Genomic DNA, 10,852 nt, shown 5'->3' with positions numbered 1-10,852 from the left:
TCTCGGGTAGCACAACCGAGCGCTATTCGCCCCGCTGGTTCATCTACGCTGAGTAGTCTGGATTGACGCGCGCGGAACGACGACTGGTTCAAGCGCAAAGGCGCGCGGCGGTGCTTCGGGAGTGTAAGCGCGTGAGTACCGTAGCGTCGCGAAACCGCTCCGCGACGCACGCAGTGCGGAGTGGGATGAATGAGCCCTTTGTCACTGGCGCTGCTGTGCGAGGGACGGTCTGGTGTCGGACCTATGTCGCGTCCCCTGCGGGGGCGACACTTCATGGGGTGCCGTTCCCCGTCAGTCTCACCCCCCGAAGAGACAAGTCTTCGGCGCCTTTCTTTTGCCTACTTTTCTTTGGCAAGACAAAGAAAAGTAGGTGCCGCCCCGCACAGGGGCGACGCTAATAAACCAAAAGCAAATCAAGGAAAGGCAACACCCCAGGCAAACCACCCGAACCCCAAACCGCCAACCGCCAACCGCCAACCCCAAACCCTTACTTGACCTTGTCCTTATCAAGCTTCTTCCCAGTAGCCGCATTAAACTTCTCGACATACTCCTCGATAAGCTTTCTCATCGCCTTCCCGATCTTCCGATAGTCGGACTCGTTAAGATTCGCAAGCGAAACCCGCCCGGATGGATGCTGCGTCCCAAACCCGAGCCCAGGCAGCAACACCACTCGCGCCTCTCGCGCCAGCCGGAACAGCAACTCCGAAGGCTCCGTATTCTTGAAAAGCCAGTCAACGAACTCCTGCCCAAAAGCCCGCTTGCCAAGAAACTCGAGATCCAGAATCGTGTACTAATCGACCTGGTTCTCGTCGTCGTCCGGGAACGAAATGGCGATCTCCTCGAACAGCGCTTTCTTGCGGTTGCGGATCAGCCGCAGCCGCACGGTTTCGGCGTCGCTGAGTCCGAGCTTCGCGATCGCTTCGGACGCCGTGCCGATTACGGCGGATTCGGTCGCCGCGCCGGCGAGCAGTCCGGAAGCCGTGCCCCGGTCGAGCCCGAGCAGCGCCACCGCGATCATGATGAGCGCCGTCACGGAAACGATTTCAACGACGGATAACAGCCCGTAACGCCAGCCTCGTCCGATATTGGCAAAGAACTGCGGACCGCCGGTAAAACCCAGCGCAAAAATGAATAGCGCGAATGCAATGTTTTTTAGATCGGGGGCAATACGGGCGCCGGTCTGCCCCAGTAACAAAGCGACGATCAGCGTGCCGCATACGCCGCCCAGCTGGATCGGTCCGACCTTGAAGGAGCCGATGAAGTATCCGAGCGCAAGGCTTGCGAACAGCGCAATCTCTGGTTGAGACCTGAGCAATTCACCGATCATACGCTGGCTCGCTCTTTCACCGGGTCATTTAGCAAAAAGCATAAAAAATGCGTAATAAAACGATGTCAAATGGATCAGTTACAACTTACGAACGAGCGCAATCATTCCGGCACGGAAATTGAATAACGTTGATTGCATTCAATATTTATTCCGCCGCGATGGTGGAACCAGCAGATGCCCGGGGGATACAGGGTAAAAGCGACAGTGGCGCGAACCACTTGTCTGGCGTGGCAGACATCGATTCCTCGTGAAGTTGTCCAGCAACTCGGGAAAACCGCTATCCGTACTGATATGCCGTATATATGTCGTTTCGATTACCGTAAGCAGACAACTTTTCTGGCAGTCCATTACCGCGAAACAACATGCTGGCTTGTGAAATTGTCAAATTTCACCGCTGTTTTAATTAAATATTGTAATTCCTCGTAACTGTCAATATTATTTTTAACCGGAGGCGCATTTTTGCAGACGAGCCGATCGTTCTGGTAATCGGCCCGCTGAATGCCGTAAGGCCAACTCCGCACGGCTTTGCCGTGCAAATACGAGGCGAAATCCCATGAACCAGATTCATGCCATGCGCGTATTCGTCAGAGTCGCCGAGACCCAGAGTTTTCGCCGCGCAGCTCAGCAGCTCGATGTATCGAATGCGCTCGTCACGCGCTACGTAGCCATGCTCGAAGCCCATCTGCAAACCAGGCTCATTAACCGCACAACCCGCAACCTTGCTCTGACCGAATCCGGCAACCGCTACCTGGAAGGATGCCGCGGACTGCTCGAGGAACTCGATCACCTGGAAAGCACCGTCGCCCACTCCGACCGCGAGCCGAGCGGCACGTTGCGCGTGGTGGCATCGGGCGCGTTGTCGCTGCTGTCGCTCACGCCTTTGCTCGACGGCTTTAGCCGTCTCTATCCGAAAGTCCGGATCCGCCTCACGATCGCGGAGCGTCATGTCGATCTGGTTGAAGACGGCTACGACGTCGGCATCGTTACCGCGTTCATGGTGACGGGCACGGAACTGGTCGAACGGCCGATCGGCACCAATGCGCTCGTGCCGTGCGCGTCGCCCGCCTGGCTCGCCGAACACGGCGAGCCGCGCACGCCGCAACAGCTCGCGCAGCATGCGTTCGTCGCGTTGCCCACCGACCAGCGCAGCCCGACGTGGCATTTCGCGAGCGCCAACGGGCCAGCCGAACAGATCACGTTGCAACCGTCCTATACCGTCAACAGCGCGTTGATGGTGCGCCTTGCGGCGCTAGCCGGCATGGGGGTGGCGATCCTGCCGTCTCAACTCGTCGCCGACGATCTGGCCTCGGGTGCCCTGAAGCGCGTCGTGCCGGACTACACGGTGGACGATCCCGAGGCGAAAGTGTCGATCGTCTATCCGAGCCGGCAATACCTGCCCACGAGGACGCGCGCGTTCATCGATTACGCGCTCGAACACTTCGCTCTCGGCAAGGCCACGGCGGCCGCGCCCGCGCCTGCGCCCGCGGAACCGGTCCTCGCGGATCTGCACGAGATGCCGGGCGTATAACGGCCGTATGGTCATCCTGGGGCGTCACGGCGGTGATCACTCCGGTGGTCATCGCCATGGTCGCGGCTGCGATCAGCGATGGCCTTGTCGCCAGCCAGTCGAGCACGCGGTATAGGGAGAAGCTCATACGCATGATCCTGTTCAGCAGCCGTCAGTACGACATCGATACGTTCAACGAAGCCAACGCCGCGTTCGGCTATGAACTCCACTTCCAGGAGTCGAATCTCGATGCCGAAACGGCCATCCTCGCGGATGGCTACGAAGCCGTGTGCCCGTTCGTCAACGATAACGTCGATGCCGCCGTGATCGAACGTCTGCGCGCCGGCGGCACGCGGCTCATCGCATTGCGCTCGGCGGGCTTCAATCACGTCGATCTGGCGGCGGCGCAAGCGGGCATCCCTGTCATGCGTGTGCCGGCCTACTCGCCGTACGCGGTTGCGGAACATGCGGTCGGCCTGATACTCGCGCTGAACCGGCGTCTGCCGCGCGCGGTCGCGCGCACGCGCGAGGGCGACTTTTCGCTGCATGGACTGCTCGGCTTCGACCTGCACGGCAAGACCGTTGGCATCGTCGGCACCGGCATCATTGGTCGCGTGTTCGGCCGCATCATGGCGGGCTTCGGCATGCAGGTGCTGGCGCACGATCCCGGCGCCCCGGCCGCCGACCTGCTCGCGATCGGCGCGCGCTACGTACCGCTCGACACGCTGCTCGCCGAATCCGATGTGGTCAGCCTGCACTGCCCGCTACTGCCCTCGACGTATCACCTCATCGATGGTGGTGCGCTCGCCAAAATGAAATTCGGCTCGATGCTGATCAATACGGGCCGTGGCGGACTCGTCGAAAGCAATGCGTTGATCGGCGCGCTCAAGAGCGGCCAGTTGGGAAATCTCGGGCTGGACGTGTACGAGGAAGAGGGTGGAATCTTTTTCGGTGCGCCTGTGAACGTCGTTCAGGCGCGCAACTGAGCGGCGGTGGCCGCTTCGACAGCCGCCCGCGCCTCGTCGGATGCACCGCACATCTGGTGCAGCAACGCCGCTTCGCGCTCATGCACCTCGACCGGGAAGCAGCGGGCCCCCGCGGCCTCCAGATACCGGGCACGGTGCTGGCCATTGCGGAACCCCACCACGCCTTCGCGCCCCAGTCGAAGCCATCCGGACAGTCCGCGCGCGCGACGGGTCGTGACGGTGACATACGGCATCTCGGGCACGCGCACGTTGTCCGGATCGAGAAACTCACGGATGCCGCGTATCTTGCCGGAATGCCATTCGTTGACCGGTCTGAGCACGTAATCGGTGTCATCGCGATCGGCGCATACGAGCAACCGGCGAGCGTCCACCAGCACGACTTCATGGCGCGCGCCGTCGGCGGCGAAGACACGCTTCAGGCGCACGTGGTCGTAATACGGATGGGCGCCGAGCGGCACGATCCAGAACGGTTCGGCAACCGGCTGCACTGCATTCGACCCGGACAGGGTATTGGACACGGGCACGGCGGCCTCTATACGCCGGGCTCAGGCACCCGGCCAGTTAAAAAGCTGCTCACAGTACTGTTCGAATGTGAAAATCATGTGACATCAGACCCCACTGACTACACTTGAGCACCGCCAGGGTGCGCGCGCTTGCCTCTTTCGCGGCCTGACGCGAGGCACGGAGACAGTCATGACCACGGAAGCCTTCGGTGAACACGTCCGGATCGAACCTGCCGGCGCCGTCGCCACCATCGTCCTCGAGCGGCCGGCGCGCCGCAACGCGGTCGACCGTCCGACCGCCGAGGCGCTGAGCGCCGCGTTCCAGCGCTTCGAGGCAAACGCCGCGTGGCGCGCGGCGGTGCTGTTCGGCGCAGGCGGTACGTTCTGCGCGGGCGCGGACCTGACCGCGCTCGCCGACGACACCCGCCGCAACGAACTGCATCCGGATGGCAGCGGCCCGGGGCCGATGGGTCCTACGCGAATGGCGTTCACGAAACCGGTCATCGCCGCCATTGCAGGATACGCCGTCGCGGGCGGACTCGAACTGGCGGCGATGTGCGATCTACGAGTCGTCGAGGTCGATGCCGTGCTCGGCGTATTCTGCCGGCGCGTCGGCATTCCGCTGATCGACGGCGGGACGATCCGGCTGCCCCGGCTGATTGGTCTGTCACGGGCGCTCGATCTGATCCTGACCGGCAGGCCGGTCGATGCGCATGAAGCGCTCGCTTTGGGCCTCGCGAACCGCGTGGTGCCGAAAGGCACCGCGCGCCAGGCGGCCGAGCAACTGGCCGCTGAACTGGCGGCGTTCCCTCAGGCCGCCCTGCTCGCCGACCGGCGCTCCGCGCTCGACAACAGCCCGCTCGACGATCTGGCCGAAGCGTTACGCCGCGAAGGTGCGGGAGGCTACCCGGCTGTGTTCGATGAAGGCGTCGCAGGCGCCGCGCGTTTCGCGGGCGGTGCCGGGCGACACGGCGATGTCGTATAGGCTCCCCGGCCAGCACATGACACGTATCGCCGGACAGACCAGCCGATTCCCGTCGAAATGCCCCGCCCCTGCTCGTCCAGCCAGGCGCGAGAGCGCGGTATGTCGCGAAAAAAGAACAGGTCGATCGGTCCCCAGCGCCTTTGTATTGGCTTAGGTACAATCACCTACTGATTTACCCTTGCCGGCGCTTGCGCTCTTCGCCCCGAAAACGCGCGCCCGCTCCTGCGTGCCGCGCCGAAGCTCCCCATCATGCCTTTGCCCCTCCTTGCCCTTGCCGTTGCCGCGTTTGGAATCGGTACCACTGAATTCGTCATCATGGGCCTCCTGCCCGATGTCGCACGTGATCTGTCCGTGTCGATTCCGGCCGCCGGCATGCTGGTGTCCGCTTACGCGCTCGGCGTGACGATCGGTGCGCCCATCGTCGCGATCGCGGTGGCGAACATGCCGCGCAAGAAGGCGCTGATGAGCCTGATCGGCGTGTTCATCGTCGGCAATCTGCTGTGCGCGGTGGCGCCGGGTTATGGCGTGCTGATGGCCGCGCGCATCGTCACCGCGTTCTGTCACGGCGCGTTCTTTGGCATCGGCTCGGTGGTGGCCGCCGGTCTCGTGGCGCCCAACCGTCGCGCGCAGGCGATCGCGCTGATGTTCACCGGCCTCACGCTCGCCAACGTGCTCGGCGTGCCGCTCGGCACCGCGCTCGGCCAGGCGGTGGGCTGGCGCGCGACGTTCTGGGCGGTGACGGGTATCGGCGTGCTGGCCGCGGCAGCGCTCGCTGTCTGTCTGCCGGCGAAGATCGAGATGCAGAAGGCGAGCCTCATACATGAATTCAGCGTGCTGAAAAACCCTCAGGTGCTGATGGTGATGGGCATCAGCGTGCTCGCTTCGGCAAGCCTCTTCTCGGTGTTCACCTACATCACGCCGATTCTCGAAGACGTCACCGGCTTCACGCCGCACGCCGTCACGATGGTGCTGCTGCTGTTCGGGCTCGGACTAACTGTCGGCAGCACGCTCGGCGGCAAGCTGGCGGACTGGCGGCTGATGCCGTCGCTGCTCGCGTTCCTGCTTGCGCTCGGCGTGGTCCTGGCCGTGTTCGCCGGTACGATGCACGCCGCAGTTCCCGCGATGATCACGATCTTCGTCTGGGGCGTGCTCGCCTTTGCAATCGTGCCGCCGCTGCAGATCCTGATCGTCGACCGCGCGAGCGCCGCGCCGAATCTGGCCTCGACGCTCAATCAGGGCGCCTTCAATCTCGGCAATGCGACGGGCGCGTGGCTCGGCGGAATGGCGATCGGCGCGGGCGTGCCCTTGACCTCGCTGCCATGGGTCGGCGTCACGATGGTGAGCGGCGCACTCGCGTTGACGCTCTGGTCCGTGTCGCTCGAGCGCCGCGCGCAACGGACCGCCCTTCCGGGGTCGGCTGGAACGGCCTGAGCACGTGCGCCCGCGCCAACTCACAGGCGCCTGAAAATACAGGGGAAACCTCAGCCGCCAGTCTCCCTCGCCTCGCTTACCGATGCGCCGGCAGAATCTCTCCGACGCACGTGCCAAAACCCACCCGGTAGCCGTCGCCCTGACACCATCCGGCGAGCGTCAGCTCGTCGCCGTCCTCAATGAAGGTGCGGGTGCCGCCTTCCTTCAGCTCGAGCGGCTTCTTGCCGTTCCACGTCAGCTCCAGCAGACTGCCGAACGAGTCTTCCGTGGGTCCGCTGATCGTCCCCGATCCCATCAGATCGCCAACCCGCGTGTTGCACCCCGACACCGTGTGATGCGCGAGTTGCTGCGCCATGGTCCAGTACATGTGGCGGAAATTCGTGCGGGCGATGGTCGTCGCCTCGCGGGCCGACTGCGGCCGCAGATGCACCTCGAGCGCGATATCGAACGCATGATGGCCGTCGTGATGCAGGTAGTCGAGCGGCTGCGGTTCCTGCGCCGGCTGCGCGACGCGGAACGGTTCGAGCGCGTCGAGCGTGACGATCCACGGCGAGATCGTCGTCGCGAAGGTTTTCGCATTGAACGGCCCGAGCGGCACGTATTCCCACTGCTGGATATCGCGTGCGCTCCAGTCGTTCAGCAGCACCATGCCGAAAATATGGGCTTCAGCGTCCTTGCATGCGACCGGTTCGCCGAGCGCGTTGCCGCGTCCGATGATGAAGCCCGTCTCCAGTTCGATGTCGAGCTTCCGGCACGCGCCGAACACCGGGCGCTCCGCATCGGGTAGCTTCAGCTGTCCGTTCGGACGCCGCACCGGCGTGCCGCTCACCACCACCGACGACGCCCTTCCGTTGTACCCGATCGGCATCTCCGACCAGTTCGGCAGCAGCGCATTCTTCGGGTCGCGGAACATCGAGCCGACATTCGTCGCGTGCTCCTTCGACGAATAGAAATCCGTATACCCGGGAATCTCGACCGGCAGATGCAGCGCCGCATCGACGAGACGCATCAGCGCACGGTCGCGCAATGCGGTGTCATCGCGCAGCGTGGCGGTGTCGCGCGCCAGCAGGCTGCTCAACTGGATCCGCACGCTGCGCCACGCGTCGCGGCCCAGCGCGATGAAATCGTTGAGCGAATCACGCCCGAACACGCCCTGGGCCGACGCCGGCAGGCGCAGCAAGCCAGCGTTTTCCAGAACCGGCAGGTCGACGACACAATCGCCGATCGCCACGCCCACGCGCTTCGCGGGATTCTTCCTGTCGCTGAAGATACCGAACGGCAGGTTCTGGATCGAAAAGTCGCAGGCGGGATGGTTTGCCGTCTCGACCCAGCTTTTGCGCGACGGATCGAGCGTCGCCTGAAGATCGCTCAATGCGTTCATCGTTGCTCCGGATTGAAGTGTTTCTTGAGACCCTGCCAGCACTCGAAGTAATGCGCCTGCAGTTGCGCGGTTTCGAGCGCGAAGCGCGTCGGCTTGATCAGGGTGCGGGTTTCGAACATGAAGGCCATCGTGTCGCCGACCTTGTGCGGCTTCGACGTGTCGCCGTGCGACGCCTTCTCGAACGTGTCCGCGTCGGGACCATGCCCCGACATGCAGTTGTGCAGGCTCGCGCCGCCCGGCACGAAACCTTCGGCCTTGGCGTCGTACACGCCGTGCACGAGGCCCATGAACTCGCTCGCGACGTTGCGGTGGAACCAGGGCGGGCGGAACGTGTCTTCGGCAGCAAGCCAGCGCGGCGGGAAGATCACGAAGTCGAGCGTATCGACGCCCGGCGTGTCGCTTTGCGCCTGCAGCACCAGGAAGATCGACGGATCCGGATGATCGAAGCTGATCGAGCCAATCGTGTTGAAGCGGCGCAGGTCGTATTTGTATGGCGCGTAGTTGCCGTGCCAGGCGACCACATCGAGCGGCGAATGCCCGATATCCGCGCGCCACAGGTGGCCGTTCATTTTCGCCACCAGTTCGAACGCGCCTTCGCGATCTTCGTAGGCAGCATGCGGCGTGAGGAAATCGCGCGGATTGGCGAGGCCATTCGAGCCAATCGGCCCGAGATCAGGCAGGCGCAACTGCGCGCCGAAGTTCTCGCAGATATAACCGCGCGCCGTGCCGTCCGGCAGCGCAACCGAAAAACGCACGCCGCGTGGAATCACGGCGATCTCGAAGGGTTCGATATCGAGGCGGCCGAGTTCGGTTGCGATATGGAGACGCCCGTCCTGCGGCACGATCAGCAGTTCGCCGTCGGCCGTGTAGAAAAAGCGGTCTTTCATCGACCGGTTCGCCGCATACAGATGAATCGCGCAGCCATTCATCGCTTCTGCCGAGCCGTTGCCGGCCATCGTCACCCAGCCGTCGATGAAATCGGTCGGCTCCGCAGGCATCGGCAACGGGTCCCAGCGCAACTGGTTGGGCGGCGTCGGCGGCACGTCGGCGAAGTTCGCCACCAGCTGGTGCGACGGTATTGGCGTGAACGGCTGATGCACGGCCGCGGGGCGGATGCGGTACAGCCACGAGCGGCGGTTGTGGCCGCGCGGCGCAGTGAACGCCGTGCCCGAGAGCTGCTCCGCATACAGCCCGTAGGCCGCGCGCTGCGGTGAGTTGCGCCCTTGCGGCAAGGCGCCGGGCAGCGCCTCGGTCGCAAATTCGTTGCCGAAGCCCGACTGATAGCCGGGCTCGATTTCATGTCGCGTAGACGTACTGTTCATGCAGATTCTCCATGGATACTCAGGTCGCGCGCTGTCGAGGCGCCACGCTGCAGCGTCACACCGGCCAACGCGAGGACGAGCAGCGCCGAACACAGCACCGGCACCGCGGCCGCGTGAAAGAGCGACGCATTCGACCAGTTGAGCACAATCAGCTGGCCGCCGATGAGCGGCCCGATCACCGAACCGATCCGGCCGATGCCGAGGCTCCAGCCGATGCCGGTCGAGCGCAGCGAAGTTGGGTAGTAGTGCCCGGCAAGCGCGTTGACGGCCGGCTGCCCGCCCACGACGCAAAAGCCGCCCGCGAACACGATGACGAGGAGCCACGGCAGCGCATGGGCAACCGTGCCGATCGCACCGACCGTCAACGCGGCGCCGACAAAGCAGACAAACAGCACGCGCACAAATCCGAAGCGTTCGATGAACCAGCCAAGCAGCAGCGTGCCGACCACGCCGCCGGTCTGCAGCACCGTGCCGACGATCACCGCCGTGGACGGCGAATAGCCTGCGTCGCGCATCACCGTCGGCAGCCAGTTGGACAGAAAGTACAGATCGATCAGGTTCATGAAGCTGATCGCCCACAGGATCAGCGTCACCCGGCCGCGCCCGGCGCGAAACAGTTCCGCGACCGGAGCGCCGTCATCTGCCTTTTCGCGCACGACGATGCGGGTGTTCCCGTCGATCGGCAGCGCCGGATCGAACTTCGCGAGCCAGCGTCTTGCGCGCCCGGTGTGCCCCTTGATCACGAGGAACTGCAGCGATTCGGGCAACGCCACGAGCATCGCGAAAGCGAGCAGCAGCGGTACCGCGCCGCCGACCCAGAACACCGCGCGCCAGCCGTAAGACGGAATCAGCGCCGCGCTGATGAAGCCGCCGAGCGCTGCCCCCACCGTAAAGCCGCACGACACGAGCATCATGCGCTTTACGCGATGTGCGGGCGTCGAGAACTCGCCGACCAGCGCCATCGCGTTCGGCATGATGCAGCCCAGCCCGAGGCCTGTAATGAAGCGCAAGGCAATCAGCGCGGGGATGGTCGTCACGAACGGCGTCGCCAGCATGGACAGCGCGAAAAAGAATGTGGCGCCGATCAGCACCGGCCGGCGGCCGATGCGGTCGGCCAGCACCGACAGCCCCAGTGCGCCCAGCAGCATGCCGAACAGGCTCGCGCTGAACACCGGCCCGAGCGCGGCCTTCGACACGTGCCATTCGCCGATCACGCTCGGCGCGACGTACCCCATCGCCTGGGCGTCGAAGCCGTCGATCACGAGGCACAACCCGCACAGCGCGAGCAGCAGGAAATGGAAGGCCGGATGACGCGTTTCACCAAGTACACGCTCGACTTCGATGACAGGGGAAGGCGCCGGATGGGCCGTCATGGGGTGTCTCCTCGTTCTCGCTGGTCGTTTGGTCGAC

Annotated in this window: 8 protein-coding genes and 2 pseudogenes; 4 read left to right on the top strand and 6 right to left on the bottom strand. The window is 64.0% G+C overall.

What is annotated here, in order from left to right; genetic code table 11:
- Positions 1 to 487 precede the first annotated feature (487 nt).
- Positions 488 to 877: pseudogene (locus P3T23_RS19325) on the bottom strand (bifunctional aspartate transaminase/aspartate 4-decarboxylase); the annotation flags it as partial.
- A pseudogene (locus P3T23_RS19320) lies at positions 872 to 1,327 on the bottom strand (aspartate-alanine antiporter); the annotation flags it as partial. The pseudogenes P3T23_RS19320 and P3T23_RS19325, both read right to left, overlap by 6 nt.
- Positions 1,328 to 1,880: 553 nt before the next feature.
- Here P3T23_RS19320 and P3T23_RS19315 point away from each other — a divergent pair.
- Positions 1,881 to 2,855, top strand: coding sequence for a LysR family transcriptional regulator (locus P3T23_RS19315; protein WP_429317746.1), 975 nt, complete (start codon positions 1,881 to 1,883; stop codon positions 2,853 to 2,855).
- Between the two features lie 125 nt (positions 2,856 to 2,980).
- Positions 2,981 to 3,820 (top strand): 2-hydroxyacid dehydrogenase, encoded by an 840-nt coding sequence (locus tag P3T23_RS19310; RefSeq protein WP_429317756.1) that lies wholly within the window; start codon positions 2,981 to 2,983, stop codon positions 3,818 to 3,820.
- On the opposite strand, the gene P3T23_RS19305 is transcribed toward P3T23_RS19310, so the two are convergent.
- Positions 3,805 to 4,344, bottom strand: a complete 540-nt coding sequence (locus P3T23_RS19305) for a plasmid fertility inhibition factor family protein (protein WP_429317745.1) — start codon at positions 4,342 to 4,344, stop codon at positions 3,805 to 3,807. The two genes, P3T23_RS19310 and P3T23_RS19305, sit on opposite strands and share 16 nt — an antisense overlap.
- A gap of 169 nt (positions 4,345 to 4,513) precedes the next feature.
- On the opposite strand from P3T23_RS19305, the gene P3T23_RS19300 reads away from it, so the two are divergent.
- Both P3T23_RS19300 and P3T23_RS19295 read left to right on the top strand, forming a co-directional pair.
- Positions 4,514 to 5,308 carry a crotonase/enoyl-CoA hydratase family protein gene (locus P3T23_RS19300; protein WP_429317744.1) on the top strand — a complete coding sequence of 265 codons (795 nt, stop codon included), beginning with the start codon at positions 4,514 to 4,516 and terminating at the stop codon, positions 5,306 to 5,308.
- Between the two features lie 249 nt (positions 5,309 to 5,557).
- Positions 5,558 to 6,739 (top strand): MFS transporter, encoded by a 1,182-nt coding sequence (locus P3T23_RS19295; protein WP_429317743.1) that lies wholly within the window; start codon positions 5,558 to 5,560, stop codon positions 6,737 to 6,739.
- A 76-nt stretch (positions 6,740 to 6,815) separates the two neighbouring features.
- Here P3T23_RS19295 and fahA read toward each other — a convergent pair whose 3' ends face one another.
- From fahA to P3T23_RS19280, 3 genes are read right to left on the bottom strand one after another with little or no spacing between them, the layout of a single operon-like run.
- Positions 6,816 to 8,120, bottom strand: a complete 1,305-nt coding sequence (gene fahA, locus P3T23_RS19290) for a fumarylacetoacetase (RefSeq protein WP_429317742.1) — start codon at positions 8,118 to 8,120, stop codon at positions 6,816 to 6,818.
- On the bottom strand, positions 8,117 to 9,442 hold the full coding sequence (gene hmgA / locus P3T23_RS19285; protein WP_429317741.1) for a homogentisate 1,2-dioxygenase: 1,326 nt from the start codon (positions 9,440 to 9,442) through the stop codon (positions 8,117 to 8,119). The genes fahA and hmgA overlap by 4 nt, the downstream gene beginning before the upstream one ends.
- The gene (locus P3T23_RS19280) at positions 9,439 to 10,815 is read right to left on the bottom strand and encodes an MFS transporter (RefSeq protein ID WP_429317740.1); all 1,377 of its coding nucleotides are present in this window, start codon (positions 10,813 to 10,815) and stop codon (positions 9,439 to 9,441) included. Before P3T23_RS19280 ends, hmgA begins: the two co-directional genes overlap by 4 nt.
- Positions 10,816 to 10,852 lie beyond the last annotated feature (37 nt).

Source organism: Paraburkholderia sp. GAS448 (assembly GCF_050435685.1).
Classification (GTDB): Bacteria; Pseudomonadota; Gammaproteobacteria; order Burkholderiales; family Burkholderiaceae; genus Paraburkholderia.
Note: the sequence above shows the minus strand (reverse complement) of the source record. Positions and strands in the feature narration are given on the sequence as shown.

Excerpts from the sequence above, each read along its gene's own strand:
- hmgA (WP_429317741.1), bottom strand. The coding sequence starts at position 9,442 with ATGAACAGTACGTCTACGCGACATGAAATCGAGCCCGGCTATCAGTCG.
- P3T23_RS19300 (WP_429317744.1), top strand. The coding sequence starts at position 4,514 with ATGACCACGGAAGCCTTCGGTGAACACGTCCGGATCGAACCTGCCGGC.
- P3T23_RS19280 (WP_429317740.1), bottom strand. The coding sequence starts at position 10,815 with ATGACGGCCCATCCGGCGCCTTCCCCTGTCATCGAAGTCGAGCGTGTA.
- P3T23_RS19315 (WP_429317746.1), top strand. The coding sequence starts at position 1,881 with ATGAACCAGATTCATGCCATGCGCGTATTCGTCAGAGTCGCCGAGACC.
- P3T23_RS19295 (WP_429317743.1), top strand. The coding sequence starts at position 5,558 with ATGCCTTTGCCCCTCCTTGCCCTTGCCGTTGCCGCGTTTGGAATCGGT.
- fahA (WP_429317742.1), bottom strand. The coding sequence starts at position 8,120 with ATGAACGCATTGAGCGATCTTCAGGCGACGCTCGATCCGTCGCGCAAA.